Origin of the sequence: Rheinheimera maricola, assembly GCF_016918075.2 — a bacterium.
In the GTDB taxonomy this organism is placed as follows: domain Bacteria; phylum Pseudomonadota; class Gammaproteobacteria; order Enterobacterales; family Alteromonadaceae; genus Alishewanella; species Alishewanella maricola_A.
Genome location: NZ_JAERPS020000007.1, coordinates 202,634 through 219,429, shown reverse-complemented (window position 1 = coordinate 219,429; position 16,796 = coordinate 202,634). Strand labels below are relative to the sequence as shown.

General features: G+C 49.0%; 13 protein-coding genes. 9 read left to right on the top strand and 4 right to left on the bottom strand.

From position 1 onward, the window contains the following. Positions 1 to 181: 181 nt before the first annotated feature. Genes I4W93_RS18045 through I4W93_RS18035 form a run of 3 tightly spaced genes read left to right on the top strand, consistent with a single transcriptional unit; the run spans position 182 to position 4,934 of the window. Positions 182 to 2,476 (top strand): efflux RND transporter permease subunit, encoded by a 2,295-nt coding sequence (locus tag I4W93_RS18045; protein WP_205312067.1) that lies wholly within the window; start codon positions 182 to 184, stop codon positions 2,474 to 2,476. Continuing rightward, the gene (locus I4W93_RS18040; RefSeq protein WP_205312068.1) at positions 2,469 to 3,254 is read left to right on the top strand and encodes an outer membrane lipoprotein-sorting protein; all 786 of its coding nucleotides are present in this window, start codon (positions 2,469 to 2,471) and stop codon (positions 3,252 to 3,254) included. The genes I4W93_RS18045 and I4W93_RS18040 overlap by 8 nt, the downstream gene beginning before the upstream one ends. A 15-nt stretch (positions 3,255 to 3,269) precedes the next feature. After that, entirely contained in the window at positions 3,270 to 4,934 is a 1,665-nt protein-coding gene (locus tag I4W93_RS18035; protein ID WP_224673541.1) for a type IV pilus assembly protein FimV, read from the top strand. Between the two features lie 2 nt (positions 4,935 to 4,936). On the opposite strand, the gene I4W93_RS18030 is transcribed toward I4W93_RS18035, so the two are convergent. Further along, entirely contained in the window at positions 4,937 to 5,503 is a 567-nt protein-coding gene (locus I4W93_RS18030) for an SRPBCC family protein (protein WP_205312070.1), read from the bottom strand. A gap of 279 nt (positions 5,504 to 5,782) precedes the next feature. Here I4W93_RS18030 and I4W93_RS18025 point away from each other — a divergent pair, with 279 nt between their 5' ends. Together I4W93_RS18025 and I4W93_RS18020 are read left to right on the top strand one after the other, a co-directional pair. Continuing rightward, positions 5,783 to 6,535, top strand: coding sequence for a DUF4097 family beta strand repeat-containing protein (locus I4W93_RS18025; protein WP_205312071.1), 753 nt, complete (start codon positions 5,783 to 5,785; stop codon positions 6,533 to 6,535). Between the two features lie 100 nt (positions 6,536 to 6,635). Then, positions 6,636 to 9,839 (top strand): DEAD/DEAH box helicase, encoded by a 3,204-nt coding sequence (locus I4W93_RS18020; RefSeq protein ID WP_205312072.1) that lies wholly within the window; start codon positions 6,636 to 6,638, stop codon positions 9,837 to 9,839. A gap of 16 nt (positions 9,840 to 9,855) precedes the next feature. Here I4W93_RS18020 and I4W93_RS18015 read toward each other — a convergent pair whose 3' ends face one another. Then, positions 9,856 to 11,280, bottom strand: a complete 1,425-nt coding sequence (locus tag I4W93_RS18015; RefSeq protein WP_205312073.1) for an alpha-amylase family glycosyl hydrolase — start codon at positions 11,278 to 11,280, stop codon at positions 9,856 to 9,858. Positions 11,281 to 11,539: 259 nt separating this feature from the next. Here I4W93_RS18015 and I4W93_RS18010 point away from each other — a divergent pair, with 259 nt between their 5' ends. The 3 genes from I4W93_RS18010 to I4W93_RS18000 all read left to right on the top strand — a co-directional run bounded on the left by I4W93_RS18010 (position 11,540) and on the right by I4W93_RS18000 (position 13,243). After that, complete coding sequence (locus I4W93_RS18010; RefSeq protein ID WP_205312074.1) at positions 11,540 to 12,040, top strand: Mpo1 family 2-hydroxy fatty acid dioxygenase; 501 nt, start codon at positions 11,540 to 11,542, stop codon at positions 12,038 to 12,040. A gap of 71 nt (positions 12,041 to 12,111) precedes the next feature. Further along, positions 12,112 to 12,849 (top strand): endonuclease, encoded by a 738-nt coding sequence (locus tag I4W93_RS18005; protein ID WP_205312075.1) that lies wholly within the window; start codon positions 12,112 to 12,114, stop codon positions 12,847 to 12,849. A 166-nt stretch (positions 12,850 to 13,015) separates the two neighbouring features. Then, positions 13,016 to 13,243: a hypothetical protein gene (locus I4W93_RS18000; protein WP_205312076.1), complete on the top strand. Its 228-nt coding sequence runs from the start codon at positions 13,016 to 13,018 to the stop codon at positions 13,241 to 13,243. 79 nt (positions 13,244 to 13,322) lie between these two features. On the opposite strand, the gene I4W93_RS17995 is transcribed toward I4W93_RS18000, so the two are convergent. After that, complete coding sequence (locus I4W93_RS17995; protein ID WP_205312077.1) at positions 13,323 to 14,066, bottom strand: substrate-binding periplasmic protein; 744 nt, start codon at positions 14,064 to 14,066, stop codon at positions 13,323 to 13,325. A gap of 204 nt (positions 14,067 to 14,270) precedes the next feature. Between I4W93_RS17995 and I4W93_RS17990 the strand changes: the two genes are divergently transcribed. Next, on the top strand, positions 14,271 to 14,663 hold the full coding sequence (locus I4W93_RS17990; RefSeq protein WP_205312078.1) for an MAPEG family protein: 393 nt from the start codon (positions 14,271 to 14,273) through the stop codon (positions 14,661 to 14,663). 8 nt (positions 14,664 to 14,671) lie between these two features. On the opposite strand, the gene I4W93_RS17985 is transcribed toward I4W93_RS17990, so the two are convergent. Further along, positions 14,672 to 16,729, bottom strand: coding sequence for a tetratricopeptide repeat-containing diguanylate cyclase (locus tag I4W93_RS17985; protein ID WP_205312079.1), 2,058 nt, complete (start codon positions 16,727 to 16,729; stop codon positions 14,672 to 14,674). Positions 16,730 to 16,796: the final 67 nt, after the last annotated feature.

The window sequence follows — 16,796 nt, the reverse complement described above, 5'->3', positions numbered from 1 at the left end:
TGTCTCCTGTGAGTGAAAATAAAAGATAAATTAATGTTTAGCACAGTGTTACATTTAAGCAAGATTAAATATTATGCTAAGCCGACAGTGAAATCAGCTAAACTGACTAACACCGCAGCAGCCATGCGATAAAGGATGCAAGCTGTTGGTCAGATTGAATAATTAGCCTGGAGAGTAATACATGAAGCAGCTTTGGCTTAACTGGGTGTTGAAACATCCGTGGCAGGTATTGCTTAGCACCTTGTTGCTAGTGGTGCTGATGAGTGCCGGCCTTAGCAAGCTATATTTTCGTGGTGACTACCGGGTATTTTTTGCCGACGACAACCCGCAATTGCTGGCCTTTGAGCAAATGCAGGATGAATTTAATAAAAGCGATAACATTCTTATTGGCGTTGCACCAAAAGACGGTGCAATTTTCAGCGTGGCGAACCTGACACTGATAAAGCAACTCACCGATGCCGCCTGGCAAACGCCCTACTCTATTCGGGTCGACTCAATAAGTAACTTCCAACACACAGAGGCCGAGGCTGACGATTTATTGGTAGAAGACCTACTGCTGGATACTAGCTTGCTGGACAGTAACAAGGTGGCGAAAATCCGCGCGGTGGCCTTAGCTGAACCGGCACTATTAAACCGGTTGGTTTCCGCATCCGGCGCGGTGGCTGCGATCAATATTACTGTGCAGTTGCCAGAATTAGATAAAAATAAAGAAGTCTTCGATGCCTTTGGTTTTGCTCAGCAACTAAAAGCTGACTTCAGCCAGCGCTATCCGGATGTTGAGTTTCATCTGGCAGGTGTTATTGCCATGAACCACTCCTTTGCTTACGAAGCTGAACACGATGCGCAAACTCTGATCCCAGTAATGTTTGCCGTTATTGTGTTAATGCTGGCACTGCTACTGCGTTCAGTACTTGGCGCCCTGGCCACGGTTATTATTATTATTATTACCATCAGCAGTGCTTTGGGCTTAGCTGGCTGGGCCGGTATTTTTCTTAGCACCGCTACCGTTAATGTACCCACCATTTTAATGACATTGGCGGTGGCAGACGGCGTGCATGTCATTGCCTCCATGCAATTTGCGCTGAACCGTGGCGATGATAAAACCAGCGCCATCGTTTACAGTATGCAGCGCAATGTCATGCCGGTATTTATTACCAGCGCGACGACTGCTATCGGTTTTTTAACGCTTAACTTTTCAGAAGTACCGATTTTAGCCGACCTGGGCAATATGACTGCTGTTGGAGTGATGCTCGCCTGCTTATTTAGCATTGTTACGCTGCCGGCATTGCTGGCGGTATTACCCTTACGCCCGGGTAAAGCGCAGCAGCATAGTAGCAACGCGATGGACAAAATGGCCAACTTTGTTATTGCGCGCCACCGTTTACTGCTGCCGGTGACGCTGTTGTTAATGGTGGGTTTTGCCAGCTTTATCAGCCTGAATAAAGTGAATGATGAGGCGGTAAAGTACTTCTCACCAAAAACCGAGTTTCGTCAGGCGATGGATTTTCTCGATCAAAATCTAGCGGCTTCTATGTCGATGGATTTTGTGCTGCAAAGTGGCCAAAGCAGTGGCGTAAACCAGCCGGAATTTATTACTGCAATAGAAACCTTTAGCCAGTGGCTGCGCCAGCAACCCGAAGTGACACACGTTAATAGCATCAGCGATGTGTTTAAACGGTTAAACAAAAATATGCACGGCGACGACCCGGCGTACTACCGCGTACCGCAGCAGCAAGACGAGGCGGCGCAGTATCTGTTAATGTACGAGATGTCGCTGCCCTATGGTCTGGACTTAAACAATCAGCTTAACCTGGATAAAAGTGCCAGCCGTATTACGGCATCTTTACAGAATATGGGCAGTAAAGAGATTACCGCTTTTGAGCAAAAAGCCCTGGGTTATCTGGCCAGCCAGTATCCTCAGTATGCCGCAGCGGCTGCCAGCACCGCGTTAATGTTTGCCCATATTGGCGAACGCAATATGGCCTCTATGCTGCAGACCCTGCCGCTGGCTTTAGTGCTTATTTCGCTGTTACTGGTATTTAGCCTGCGTTCGTGGCGCATGGGGCTAATCAGCTTGCTGCCCAATATTGCGCCAGCGGCGATTGGCTTTGGCATCTGGGGTTTGTACAGTGGTGAAATTAATCTGGGTTTGTCGGTAGTCGCCGGTATCAGCCTGGGTATTATTGTTGATGACACCGTGCATTTTCTGGCGAAATATCAACACGCCAGGCACGAGGGCCGTAATGCTGAAGCCGCTGTGCGCTATGCCTTTCACAGCGTTGGCCGGGCGCTATGGATAACCACCGCTGTACTGGCAATTGGTTTTAGCGTGCTGATGCTATCCGGTTTCCGGTTAAATTCGGACATGGGGCTATTAACGGCTATTATTATTCTTACCGCGCTGGTAATCGACTTTTTATTCTTGCCGGCGTTTTTACTGAAATTTGATACCAAGGAAAGTAAAACGGATGCCTAGATTACTCTGCACTGTACTGCTAAGCGTTACGGCCCTGCTATTTAGCGGCACTGGTGCTGCCGATGAAGTAAAGGGCCTGACGATTGCTAAAGAGCGCAAAGCCCGCGATGCTGGCTGGGGCGATAGTGAAAGCCGTACTACTATGGTATTGCGCAATGCTAACGGCGACGAAAGCCGACGCGAGATCCGCACTGCGGCATTGGAAGTACAAGGCGACGGCGATAAAGGCTTAACCATTTTTGATGAGCCACGCGACGTGCGCGGTACCGCGTTTTTAAATCATTCGCATCCAACCGCTGAAGATGACCAATGGTTGTATCTGCCAGCAATTAAGCGGGTAAAACGCATAGCATCGCGCAACAAATCCGGCCCGTTTATGGGTAGTGAATTTGCCTACGAGGATTTAAGCTCATTTGAAATAGAAAAATACCGCTTTGAGTATCTACGCGATGGCGCCTGTGCGGAGCAAAGCTGTTTTGTGCTGCAACAGACACCCACCGACGAATTTTCTGGTTACAGCAAAACCATCGTTTGGGTTGACCAACAACATTATCGGCTGCACAAGGCCGAGTATTACGATCGTAAAGCCGCACTATTAAAAACTCTGACGCTGCACGATTATAAACTGTACCTGGATAAGTTCTGGCGGCCGCACAAGCTCACTATGCAAAACCATCAAACCGGCAAAAGTACCGACCTGCTAATCCACGACATTAGCTTTAATACCGGCCGCACTGCAGCAGATTTCGACACCAATGCGCTACAACGTGTACGCTAAAGCTGGATGTATGTTATGCAACGTCTGATCAGCGCGGTATTACTGATATGCAGCCCGCTGGCAAGCAGCTGGGCAGCTCAGCTTGGGCCGGTGCAGCCTTCTGACACCTTATGGAAGCTAGCTACAGCAGCGCGGCCAGATAACGAGGTTGCAATGGTGCAGGTGGTTTATGCTCTGTGGCAAGCCAACCCGGGCGCGTTTAGAGACAATGATATCAATTACTTACTAGAGGGCAGCCAGTTACAGATCCCCGCTAGGGCACAAATGCTGGCGACACCGGTCAGCACGACCAGGCAATGGTATTATCAGGCTATAACCCGCAAACCATTGCAGCCTCAGGCTGTCGCGCAAACAACTCCCAGCCCTTTAGCTGAGCCCGCCAATCTACTCACCCCTGCTGCAACTAACGTAGTGCAAATGCCGGCTGATGCCCCGACAGAAACTACTTCACCGCCACCAGTAACCGACCAGGCGATGCAACATGCCAGGGTTGCAGGCAGCCTTGCTGCAACAAACACGCCGCCGGTGCACGATGCACAGCGCCCGTCCAGCTGGACAGAAAACCTCAGTGCCGATTACAGCCTGACATTACAACAGCGTTACTATCCACAGTCTGGTCTGCAACAGCAAGCCAGCAAGCATAGCAGTGCCGAATTAACTGCAGAATGGGCCTGGCAAAGCGATAACCGCGCGCACCAGGTGGTGTTGCAACCTTTTGTGCGTTGGGACCAACGTGATAACGAGCGTAATTTAATTGACCTACGCCAGGCTTATTGGCAATACGCCGGCAGCGGTTTTGACATTAAAGCCGGCGTAGATATTGTGTTTTGGGGCGTAACTGAATCACAACACCTGGTCGATGTAATAAACCAGACCGATCTGGTCGCCAGTGTCGACGGTGAAGCCAAACTCGGTCAGCCAATGCTAAACTGGAACCTATACGGCGATGGCGGTACCTTTTCGCTGTATTTGTTACCCTACTTTCGCGAACGTACCTTTGCCGGTATTGATGGCCGCTTGCGACTGCCCTTGCCAGTAGACACAACACATCCACTTTATGAGTCGGCACAGCAGCAAAACAACCTGGATTTTGCCTTGCGCTGGAGCCGCCAGTTCGGGGCTATCGACATTGCCTTAAGCTATTTTGAAGGTAATAACCGCGACCCAATGTTTAACTCCACAGCTGAAGGCAAGCTAGAACCGCTATATTTGCAGATGCAACAGCTGGGTATTGAAGGCCAACTTATTAGTGGTAGCTGGATTTGGAAGTTAGAAAGCCTGTACCGCAAAACACGCATAGATGATTTTGCCGCCGCCACACTGGGCTTTGAGTATACTCAGGTCGGCCTGTTTGACAGTGATTGGGACTTAGGCTGGATAGCTGAATATCAGTACGACAGCCGTGGTCGCTATGCGCCGGTACCAGGCCAGAACGATGTGTTTGTTGGAGGCCGTTTTGCCGCCAATGATGCCGCCGGGACCGAGCTTCTGCTCGGTATAGTGCAAGATTTAGATCATAGCGGCAGTCAAAGTGGCAAGCTGGAAGCATCAACGCGTTTAAGTAACAATTTACGCCTGCAGTTGGATGCCTGGTTCTTCCGCAGCCAGCACACAGCGGAACCTTTATACTATATCCGCCGTGATGACTTTGTTCAGCTGAGCCTGGATTACTATTTCTAGCATTAGCTAGCAGGTAATTCGGCGGGTTCGGCCGGCTGCGTTTCCAATATCAGTTTCAAATTATCCAAGCCCTGCTGCAAATCGGCCGCAATCATACCCTCGACATCCATAAACACTAACATCAGGTTCATTGGATACGGCATATGGCCGGCAAAACCCCAGGTTACGCGGGTTTGTTGCTCAGTCAGCGCTTCAGTTTGCATATAGGCTGGGGATACTGCTGAAAACGGCTGATAAAAACGCAGCTCGAAGTCAATCCGCTCGCCTTCGGTTATGGCGATGATCTCCTGCTCACCGGTGCCAACATCCGTGTTTTCGCTATGCCAGCCAGCAATATAGCCAATGGTGCCATCGACACCTTGCGATGTCTTTTGCATGTTAGGGTCCATTGCCGCCCAGACACTAAAGTTGTCCTGATTAGTTAGAAACCGAATATAGTCAAACACCAGCAGCTTTGGCTGATTAATTACAACAGCAGCCTTTACCTGGTAATCCTGTTTAATAAACAAGGCGGCCAACAATGGCACGGCCAATAGGAGCACAACAAACAGCACTATTTTTTTTATCATTCTGCTTAGTCCTTATCCGGGTAAGATGCCCTAGTATTTCATACACCAGCCAATTACCGCTTAAACATAGCTGGCTTTTGCCTAGGCCTCCAATTCTGTCACCAACAGTTAAAACAACCACCAGTGTTGGTTAAAAACCCCAGCTAATAGTGATTTTGCCAACACCAGCCAGAAAAAAATTTATATGTTATTGATATTAAAAGACTATAATAAACGGCATTGAATTTGCTAAATCAGCAGCTGATATTATGTCGAATAAACAACTTAGAAGGACTTTTTATGAAAACCCGCTTTCTTAGCATTGCCGCTGCCACCTTACTTAGTGGTTGTGTTGTCTATATTGGAAGCAGTAATGCGAACGACATGCAGCATGAAGAGCGTAAACTGACGCTCAATGCCGCCAATCTGAGCCAGCTGGTGGCAGACACCGGCGCCGGAAAATTGGATATTATAGGTGAGGCAGACCGCAGCGAAATAGAAATGGTCGCCAACATTTATTACTACAGGGCTGACGATATTCGTCTGAGCCTGACAAGCCGCGGCAACAATGCGGTATTAGAAGCCGGGTTCGATAAAGACTTTTATAACGGCAACAGCCCCTATATCGACGTGGTTGTTAAAGTCCCTGCACACTTCGGCCTAACGCTGGATGACGGCTCCGGCGACAGCGAAATCGTTGGCCTGCAGGGCAATTTGCAGCTAGTAGATGGATCCGGCGATTTACGCATCAGTGGCGGCGCTAATGTAAAGGTAGAAGATGGTTCGGGCAATCTGCTGATTGAACAGGTTAGCGGCAAACTAACGGTAGACGATGGCTCCGGTGATCTGACTATCCGCCAGGTTGCCGCTGATGTCATGATAGAAGATGGTTCAGGCGATATTTTCGTCAGCGCGGTGGGCGGTATCGTCACTATTGATGACGGCTCTGGCGATATTAACGTTGATGGTGCCGGCGGCCTTACCATTCTCGACAGCGGCTCTGGTGGTTTAAAGCTGAATGCGATTAACGGTCCGGTAAAAATTAACGATTAAGCGGATAAACTAGACAAATTTTGTTTATTTCACGCTACCGCATTTGGCTTAAGGCAAAACTGCGGTAGCATTACGCCTTTGTGTTTAACCCTCAGGCGTTATGATAACCGACACGGCATTTCCTCTTAGTCAGCAGCAACTGGAACACTGGTTCGATGCAGTGACCTTTCACCGGGCGCAAGCCTACTTGCAAGCCGGTAAAGTCGTCAAACTGGAATACAACAGTGATCTCTCCGAGATTAGCGCCCAGGTATGGGGCGCAGCCTTCACGCCGTATCGGCAATTTATTAATTTGCAACGCAGCAGCGATGGCTGGCGCATGCAAAACCGCTGCACCTGCCCGGTGGGAGCTAACTGCAAGCATGTATTGGCGGTATTGCTGCGCTTGCAACGCGATTTTCAGCAACACAAGTTGCAATTGGAACAACAGCCGTTAAGGCAGCTGAATCAATGGTTTGAACAGGTAGAGCAGTCACTGACGCCAAGCGTGCAAGATAAAGATATTGTGCTGTATCTGCTGTCGTACGGACAGGCCGGTTTGCAGCTTAGCCCACGCCGGGTAAGAGCCAGCAAAAAAGGGGGTTATACCAAAGGGGTCGCCATAGGCAAGTATGATCTGGTTAGCCCTGCAATACCTTATTGGATTGACGAACAAGATTACCGCCTGCTAAGTTATTTTCGCGCCCAAAGCCTACGCGATTTGCCAGTGCTAGAAGGCGACTGGGGCTACCAGCTGCTGCAACAATTGCTGCAAAGTGGCCGCTGCTTTTTCTCTGAAGCCCGCTATGCGGTTGAGCAAGGGCCGAATCGTTCTCTCAGCTTTAGTTGGCTCGACACTGCAGCTGGCCAGCAGTTAAACTGGCAGCTGGACGACAGCGACCGTGACTTTGAGCTGGTATACACCGACCCACCTTGTTACCTCGACACCAGCTACCACCAGATTGGCCTATTGGACACGGCTCTAAACAGCGCCCAGCTCAAACTGTTAAATAAAATGCCGCCTATTCCGCAGCAGTCACTGGCGCCCAGTTTAAGCCGTCTGCAGCAACTGTTTAGCCAAACCAGCTTACCACTACCCAGTGCCGCCGGTATTAAACAAATAGCCACTGTCGCCAAAGCGGTATTGCAATTAAAAATGCTGCCGCATAAGGCCCGCGGCCGTAACGAACCCACTGCCGTATTGCAGTTTCAGTACGGCGCTTACCTGTTGCCGCTTAACTTGCAACAGGCGCAAACTGAACTAACCGATAATGGCAATACCGTGTTTATTAAACGCGACCGCGCTGGCGAAACGGATGCGCTGGAGCAACTACTGCAGTTAGAGCTATTGCAACTGCCCGCTTTGCCAGCACCCTACACGGAACACAGCGCTTTTGGCGTGGGTGAAGGGCCAGATAACCCTCTGCTATGGCAACCATTATTAGATGCATTGCCGGCACTTGAGCAGCAAGGTTGGCATATAGCACGCGACGACAACTTTAATCTGGACATTCTAAGTGGCAACCCATACCTACAAGTGCAGGACAATGCCGTAGGTGGCTTTGCGCTGGCAATCCAGGTAGATATTGATGGTACTCAGGTACCGCTACTGCCACTAATCAGCCAATGGCTGCGCCAACACGGTTTACCCGATGCAGATAAACCCATTTGGTTATCGCTGCCGCAAGGCAAGCTGGCGTTACCGCTGGCACTTATCCAGCCATTTATTGACACCATTATCGAATTATTAAATCCAAACAAACCGCAATTCAGTTTGGACTTACCCGCATTTAAAGCTGCCTTGCTGCCGCCAGAAACAGCCAAAGATATTCAATTTTTGAATGCACAACGGATGCAGCGCTTAAGCAGCTTGTTGCATAACTTCAGTGGTATTAGCCCTTGCGAGGTGCCACAAGGCTTGCAGGCGCAGCTACGTGATTATCAATTACAAGGCGTAAGCTGGCTGCGTTTTTTACGCGAATTTGGCCTAGGCGGCATTTTGGCCGACGATATGGGCCTGGGTAAAACACTGCAAACACTGAGCTTGCTGCTGGCGCAAAAACAGCATGGCGAACTTAAGCAGCCGGCACTGATCATTTGCCCAACCAGTTTACTGGGTAACTGGCTGGCGGAGGCCGCGCGCTTTACGCCGCAACTGCGCGTATTGCAAATTCATGGCAATAAGCGCCAACCGTTGTTTAACACCCTGGCCGATTATGATGTCATTGTTACCAGTTACCCGTTAGTGGTGCGCGACCATAAGTATTATCAAAGCCAGCCATTAAGTGCGGTTATTCTCGATGAAGCCCAGCACATTAAAAATGCTGGCAGCCAGGCGGCTAAAGCAGTACGCCTGCTAAAAGCCGACTTTAAGCTGGCACTGTCTGGCACACCGCTGGAAAATCACCTTGGTGAACTTAAATCTATTTTCGACTTTGTGCTGCCGGGCTTACTGGGCAATGACGCCCACTTTAATCAGGTATACCGTAAACCGATAGAAAAGCACGGCGATATTGAGCGTGCTCACGCCCTTAAAGCCCGCATTGCGCCTTTTATACTGCGCCGCACCAAAGCGCAGGTTGCCAGCGAGTTGCCTGATAAAACCGAGATGGTGCAGCTACTGGAACTGGAAAGTGATCAACGAAACCTGTACGAAAGTATCCGCCTGGTGATGGAAACCAAGGTGCGTGAGCTGTTTGTGCAAAAAGGGGTAGCGGCCAGCCAGATCCAATTTTTAGACGCGCTGTTAAAACTGCGCCAGGCTTGCTGTGATGCCCGTTTAGTACCGGTTGAGCATGCCCGCTCAGTGCAAAGCAATGCCAAACTGCAATGGCTACGTGACACCTTGCCAGAAATGCTGGAAGAAGGCCGCAATATTTTACTGTTTAGCCAATTCGCCAGCATGCTTACCCTGATTGAGGATGAACTTAATGCCCTGGGCATTAGTTACAGTAAGCTAACCGGCCAAACAAAACACCGCCAGCAGCAAATTGATGCCTTTCAAAACGGTGAGACACGGGTATTTTTAATTAGCTTAAAAGCCGGCGGCACCGGCCTAAACCTGACTGCGGCCGACACCGTTATTCACTATGACCCCTGGTGGAATCCCGCAGCAGAGGCACAGGCTACGGACCGCGCCCACCGCATTGGCCAGCAAAAAGCCGTGTTTGTTTACAAGCTGATTGCCAGCAATACGGTAGAGCAAAAAGTTCAGCTTTTACAGCAACATAAACGCCAGCTAGCCGACCAAATGTTTGCCGGCGGCAAAGGCCAGCCGTGGCAAGGCAATGCCGATGATTTAATGTCGCTGTTCAGTGCCGAATAAGTTTAATCACTATGCTTTAATCGGCGTACCACATTCTCGCCTGTCGGGCTGGCAGGCTAAAGTTGTAGCTACCACCGTTGATATACACCAGGTTGCCGCCGCTTAACACGTCACGATAGTTGCGGTACCAGTAAAACCGGCCATGGGTGTTAACATTGAAACTTTGGTTGCTGCCACACTTATTGATACCAACCACGCCTTCCTGGCCACGACGGAATAAAATGGCGCAGTCATTCCAGGCTAGCATTTCCATACTTTGGCCCTGCATACGATTATGAAAGTTCAGCATCTTATTAATATGGCCAGCTTTATAGGCATTTACCCAGCGGCCATTATCAGTACCAGTACTGTCACTGAAAATTAGCGGCTTACCGCCATCGCGGCCCATCACATAAGCGTAAGCCAGATACTCATCTGTCGGGTCCATAATCAAATAACGAAAACCATCATTGGTGGGAATGTCATGCGTAACGGTAAAAGTGACCGCACGGCTGTTTTGCAACGCCTGGCCATAGGCTCCCGGATTTACCAGCTGGCTTAAGCTGCCCCCCATACCAAAAGCACTGCGCATCGTACTGAACAGCGGGAAGTCATAGGCTTTGTGATCGGTGTAATTCAGGTATGGTGCTAAAAAGCTGTCGTATTCATTATTGCCAGCACCGCCACTGGTAATTATTTCGCCAAATAGATACATGCCGCTTTTAATGCTGCTGGTAAAAATTTGGTTGATATGCCAAATAGTCATATGTTTAGCTGCATCTACGCGAAAGCCTTTAACGCCTAGCGCTTTAAGCGCAGTTAGATAGGCGCGCTGCTGCTGTACCACCCAGCTATTGGGATTAAGGTCCGGCAAGCCAGTGTCACCGTTACCGCCGCATAAGCGATAATTTTGCACCTGCCAGACATCGTTATAATTGCTAATGCAATTGCTGGGGTTGAAATCGTCCGGGCTAAAAATGCCCTGGGTTAAATTGCCGAACAAGCGCTGATTGTTCCAGTAGCCGCTATTGCTACCGTAATTATTTACTGCCACCTGGCCGGGGAAATCGGTTGCGCCATAGCGCTCATTAGCCATGTGGTTTAACACGATATCGGCGTATACCTCCACTTTACGTGCCGGGTTACTGTCGTTCAGCGCATTGATCATATTCACAAAAGACTGCTTATTGCCTTTGCAGTGGTCTATCACGCGAATATCCTGCGGTTGATAACGCTGCCACCAGGCACAGTTGCCTGCATTAGATTTTAGCGGCGGTGCTACCAGCACGGCTTTGTAGCCAAGATTTTTAATTTCGGTGGCTTTAGCGGCCACCTCGTTATAGTGCCAGTCGAAGGCATGCAGAATCGCATCGGCATAGGCGCCTGTGCTACACAGCAGCGGAGTAACTAGCAATATCAGCCGTATTAACTGACGTTTTATCAAAGTACTGATTACTTGCATCTATCTATCCTTTTATTTTCATTGGTTTATGCAAGTCATCCGTGAGCGGCCAGCCATGCTGCAACTGCAGTACAACTGAAGTGTTAGTGACTACAAGCTCCGTTAACACCGGCTTAAACTACGCCTTTCGTCTGTATATTTATTGCTCATACACGCCAAATTTACAGCTTTGCTACATTAGGAACAAAGTGTCTCATTGACCCTGCAGGGCGGTGGATTTAGGCTTAGCGCATAGCAACATTTAATCAGCAGGCGGCCGATGAAAACCCTGACCGAACACTTAAGCCAGTATGCGCTGTACCATCGTGATGAGCGGAATATCCTCACGCATTATGTTGGCATTCCACTCATTGTCATTGCCGTATTTGCACTGTTGTACTGGCCGTTATTCAGTTTGGCGAACCTGGTTATTACACCGGCGTTATTGTTGTTTATTGGCGGCATGGCCTTTTACCTGCGGCTTGATTTACGCTTTGCGCTGGCAATGTTTGCCTTCACAGGTTTGTGTCTGTTGCTGGCGGCTAAACTGGCTGGTTTGCCGCTCTGGATTTGGCTCGGCAGTTCGGTCGCATTATTTGTTGTCGGCTGGGTGCTGCAGTTTGTCGGCCATTACTACGAGGGCAAAAAGCCGGCCTTTGTTGATGATATTATCGGGCTATTTGTTGGCCCGCTGTTTATCATCGCCGAACTGGCTTTTAAGCTGGGCCTGCGTAAACCGCTGCAGCACGATATCGAGCAAGCTGCCGGTAAAACGCATTAAATCAGTTATGGTTCAGCCTGCTTAAGTAAGCTGTGCGACAACGCTGTTTTCACTGAAATAAGTGGTAGTGAATGAAATGTTTAACGTTAATTAGCGCCAGCGCTCTGCTGCTGTGCTCTGTATTTGCCGTAGCTGCCCCCGCTAACTTCGACCAGGCCAAGCGCTTAGCTCAGCGTATTCATGCCCCGGAAGCGAACAGCTTTTATTGTGATTGCGACATTCGCTGGCAAGGCAAAAAAGGCATCCCCGATTTAGCCGGCTGTGGTTATCAGGTACGTAAAAACGGCCCGCGTGCCAGCCGGATTGAATGGGAACACGTGGTACCGGCGCATCACTTTGGCCATCAGCGACAGTGCTGGCAACATGGCGGCCGCAAAAACTGCGTGAAAACTGATGCGGTGTTTCGTGCCATGGAAGCCGATTTATATAACCTGGTACCCGCCATTGGTGAAGTAAACGGCGATCGCAGCAATTATCGCTTTGGTGTATTGCCAGCCACGCCGGCACAACACGGCGCCTGTCCGGTAAAAGTCGATTTTAAACAACAAGTGTTCGAGCCGGCGCCTAATGTACGCGGCGATATTGCTCGCATCTACTTTTACATGGCCGACAAATACAACCTGTCGCTGTCGCGCGCCCAGCAGCAGCTGTTTATCGCCTGGCAGAAGCAAGACCCGGTAACTGAGACAGAGCAAGAGCTAAACCAGCGCATCCAACAGCATATGGGCCACGACAACCCCTTTGTTAGCGGCGTGCGGGAATGGAATTTAGGCTATCGGCCAACAGGATATGGTTTATCAGCGCGGTAGTAATTCGCCGGCTAAGCTGGGTATATATCGCTATTTGCTACTTTATTAAACCGCTTGATTTACAAACAACTAACAGACTAGACTAAACACACTTTGGCAACTTGCAGGGTTAACCACCATCAAGTTGTTTATTCAATTACCTAGGTACAAAACAGGGAGAGTTCGTTTGAATATTAATGGTACCGTTTTAGGCGAGCTCATCGCCTTATTCGCCTTAATCATGGGCGTAGTATGTTACTGCGTTGGTCGCCGTAAAACCCACACGCCAATATTGGCAGGTCTGCTTGGTATGCTATTAACGTTGATCCCACCACTGGGCCTGATTTATCTGGCGGTTTTAGTGCTTAAAAAAGACATAAGCTTAACGGCGGCAGTAAGTACGGAAGGCGCTTAATAACAGGCAAAGCAGCACAATGAGCGTTACCTGCGGTGCTAAACAGAGTATGCAACTCCGGCCTGGCAACAAGTTACACCTATTGTGCTGTATATTGCTGAATAAGCGCCTCAATAACACCCTGCTGTCGCATCAACTCTAACTCTTGCTGTAGCTGAAACGCCAAATCGGCAGGAAAATCCAGGTTAAGCGCCAGGTAGTTGTCACCCACATCGTGTAATTGGAACAGTGGCTCGGCGCTATCCTCAGGTAATTCGTTGTCACGCAACCAGCTACGCAATGAGCGTTTTGAGCCGACGAGCAAATCAATGCGCTTTGCCATAAACAGCGGTAAAGGTTCTGACTTAGTGGCAAAATCGACCATATTACGGCCGTATTCAAAACCATGGTAGCGGAAATAACTTTCATACACATCAGCACGTGCTACTGCTAGCTTGAAATTTTTTGCCTGTTCCAAATTAACCGGGTTAACCTCCGTGCGGCCTTTTAAGCGAAATACGTAACCCCAGTCCGACGCTATCGGCCCCACCCAGCGGAATAAGCTTTCGCGCTGCTCGCTACGGGCGGTAGAAAACACCCCGCTCATCTGTTGTTGCTGAGCGTTCTCGAAGGCGCGCCGCCACGGCAACACTACCATCTGGCAATCTAACTGCACCCGCTGACACAGTTGCCGTATCAGCTCTGCATTTATGCCTTCTACCTTATTATCCTGCTGATAGTTATAGGGTGGCATATGCTCAGTGTATAACGACACCACAGTGTTAGCGGTTGCGTTGAACGCAACATGCCACAACATCAAGAGAAATACTAAAAACCGTTGCATGATATAAGTTCTTACCTTTAGTTAAGCAAATCCTAGGCGCTTGCAGAGCCTCAGGCAAGCGCTTTGTTAACATTTTACCGTTGAACGAAGACAACACCTAAAGTTTGCTGTCCACGCGCTGGTTACAATAAAAACGCTGTTAAAACCGGCAAAGCCAATTTATGCTGCAAGCTATTTCTTTCTTGGTTGTTATTGAGGATCATTATGACCACTGCACTGTATGCCGCCCTGCTCGGGCTGATGTTTGTTGTGTTAAGTATTAAGGTGATTAAGCAGCGCCGCCGTTTTCAGGTCGGTATTGGTAGCAACGGCGAGCTAATGCTGGAGCGAGCCATACGGGTACATGGCAATTTTGCCGAATACGTACCCTTCGCCCTGCTGTTGATGTTTTTAGCAGAATACAGCGGCCTGGCGCCGGTATATTTGCACATATTGGGTATTGTGCTGTTAGTGGGTCGTTTAAGCCACGCCTTCGGCGTGCAACAAATCAAAGAACCGCTCAAATTTCGCGTGTTCGGTATGCTGCTAACCTTTGCTGTGCTGCTGCTGTCAGCCATAGCCATTTTGGTTTTACAGCTGTTGAAAACAGCAATCTAATTTAAGCGTTAACTAACGTTACCGCCTGGCCCGGTGACCGTAGTCACTTTGACATGGCCCGCGCGGATAGCGCTGGCCAAATCGCTATACAATTGCGGCTCCACTTCTGCGAAGCTTACATTCAAGCCCTCAACTAAACAGGTTTGGTTGCGGCCATTGGTCTTACTTAAATACAATGCCATATCGGCAATTTGCAGCACCTTTTCCCAGTCTAATTTGTCTTCACTAATGCCGGCAAAAGGTAAGTGCACAAAACCGCCACTCGCAGTTACAGCTATATGCTGGTTTTCAAATTGCACCGGTTTATCCCCAATTGCATGCAGCACTCTTTGCACAAAGGTGCTGACATGTGCCGGGTCAATATTATCCAGTACCAGCAATATTTCTTCTCCACCCCAGCGCACTACCAAGTCTTTATCGCGACAAGTGTCTTGCAATCTGCCAGCGATATCTTGCAACACTACATCACCGCCGGCATGGCCGTGGTTATCATTAATACGTTTGAAAAAATCGATGTCGAGCAGCAAAAAACCGGTGACTGCAGTAGCCTGATCACCATCCCTGCGCCGCAAAGCACGTTTTTGTAAATATTCTTGTAAGGCGCGTCGGTTATATAATCCGGTTAACACATCGCGTTGCGACTGATAGGCTAGTTGTTTATTCGATTCATATAGCTTTTTGTTAGAACGCCGCACTTTGCGATAAAGCTGCAGTAACATGATGGCAGCAAATACCGCTATCACTACCACCAACCAGATTAATTGTTGTTGCAAACGTTGGTTTTCCAGCAACTGGGCCTTCAGGTTATTTTCCTGTTCCAGAATAGTGATTTGCTGCATTTTTGCTTTAGTATCGTAGCGGTTTTGCAATTCGTTTAGACGGGCTTCACGATCCGTCGAGCGAATATCCTCGCGCATGGCCATTTGCTCCAGCAGGGTGTCAGCTTGCTGTTGATAACGACCGGCCTTAGCGTAAGCTTTAGCCAAATGCTCGTAGTAAGGCTCAAACTGGGCTTTAGGCGTTATTTTGCTTAGCAACGCCATATTTTCCTGCATTTGTGCCAGGCCAGCGTCGTGTTCACCTTCCATCACCCGTATATAGCCCAGATTCATGTTTATTAGTTGCGCGCTTGCGTCATCTTTTAACCGCTCAGCCCGCACCTGAGCCTGAGTTAGCACCGCCTTTGCCGCCGGATAATCCTCTAGTTCGATATAACTCGCACCCAGATTGTTTTCAAAAATCAGCGCAAAACCTTCAAGCTCATTATTCAGCGTGAACTCTAGTGCTTTCTGGTTTATTTTAATTGCCTCTGCGTGCTGATCTTGATAACTGACGATATAGCCCAACAGCAAATACAAATCTGGCAAAAAATTAGTGTGGTTGTATTTCAGCGCCTCATTTATTGCCGCTTCAGTTAACTGTCTGGCTTGCGGCCAATTTTTTAGTTCAGTATGTACGTTGGCAATATTAAAGTTCAAAAACGCCCGCCGTCTTAGGGTTAACGCATCATCGGTCTCTGCCAGGGCATCCAGTGCTGATACAAGGTGCTGCAACGCCATTTCATATTGGCCATCTGCCATAAACAGCCGGCCAAGCACATTGTTGCTGTAGTATCGGATGCGTGGCGACGAGACTTTGCTAAGCTGGTCCTGCAACTTATCCGCTTTAATAATCGCGTCATCAAGCTTGTTCTGATACATCAGCTGCTCTAACTCTGACGCCAGTATTTCACTTAACGTATCAGGATGCTCGCTGTACTGCGCCATGGCCAACAGTTGTTGCATCAACTGTTGCTGTTTTTCCATATCTTGCACTGACAGTGTATGGCCAATAATGTAGCTGAGCAGGCGCACCCGGCTACCTATGGCCGCCGTGTCGCTATACTTTGCTTCGAGTTGCAGCAATAGCTGCTCGCCGGCTGGCTGGTCTTGTTGCAGTAGCAAAATGTAACGGTCTAGCTCTGCTTCTAATACAGCATCCACCTCTTCCGCCTGCAACGTCAGAGTTGTCATAAACAGGCTTAATAAGATAAAAATGCGGCAAGAGATTGAACTCAACGTTGACATAAACTGGGCTACCTGAGAAGGTTTTATTATTTTTAGCCCAACATACCGGATACGTACACTTTATGCA

Coding starts and splice junctions, on each gene's coding strand:
- I4W93_RS18045 (WP_205312067.1), top strand. CDS start 182: ATGAAGCAGCTTTGGCTTAACTGGGTGTTGAAACATCCGTGGCAGGTA.
- I4W93_RS18005 (WP_205312075.1), top strand. CDS start 12,112: ATGAAATGTTTAACGTTAATTAGCGCCAGCGCTCTGCTGCTGTGCTCT.
- I4W93_RS18010 (WP_205312074.1), top strand. CDS start 11,540: ATGAAAACCCTGACCGAACACTTAAGCCAGTATGCGCTGTACCATCGT.
- I4W93_RS18025 (WP_205312071.1), top strand. CDS start 5,783: ATGAAAACCCGCTTTCTTAGCATTGCCGCTGCCACCTTACTTAGTGGT.
- I4W93_RS18020 (WP_205312072.1), top strand. CDS start 6,636: ATGATAACCGACACGGCATTTCCTCTTAGTCAGCAGCAACTGGAACAC.
- I4W93_RS18030 (WP_205312070.1), bottom strand. CDS start 5,503: ATGATAAAAAAAATAGTGCTGTTTGTTGTGCTCCTATTGGCCGTGCCA.
- I4W93_RS17985 (WP_205312079.1), bottom strand. CDS start 16,729: ATGTCAACGTTGAGTTCAATCTCTTGCCGCATTTTTATCTTATTAAGC.
- I4W93_RS18015 (WP_205312073.1), bottom strand. CDS start 11,280: ATGCAAGTAATCAGTACTTTGATAAAACGTCAGTTAATACGGCTGATA.
- I4W93_RS17995 (WP_205312077.1), bottom strand. CDS start 14,066: ATGCAACGGTTTTTAGTATTTCTCTTGATGTTGTGGCATGTTGCGTTC.
- I4W93_RS18040 (WP_205312068.1), top strand. CDS start 2,469: ATGCCTAGATTACTCTGCACTGTACTGCTAAGCGTTACGGCCCTGCTA.
- I4W93_RS17990 (WP_205312078.1), top strand. CDS start 14,271: ATGACCACTGCACTGTATGCCGCCCTGCTCGGGCTGATGTTTGTTGTG.
- I4W93_RS18035 (WP_224673541.1), top strand. CDS start 3,270: ATGCAACGTCTGATCAGCGCGGTATTACTGATATGCAGCCCGCTGGCA.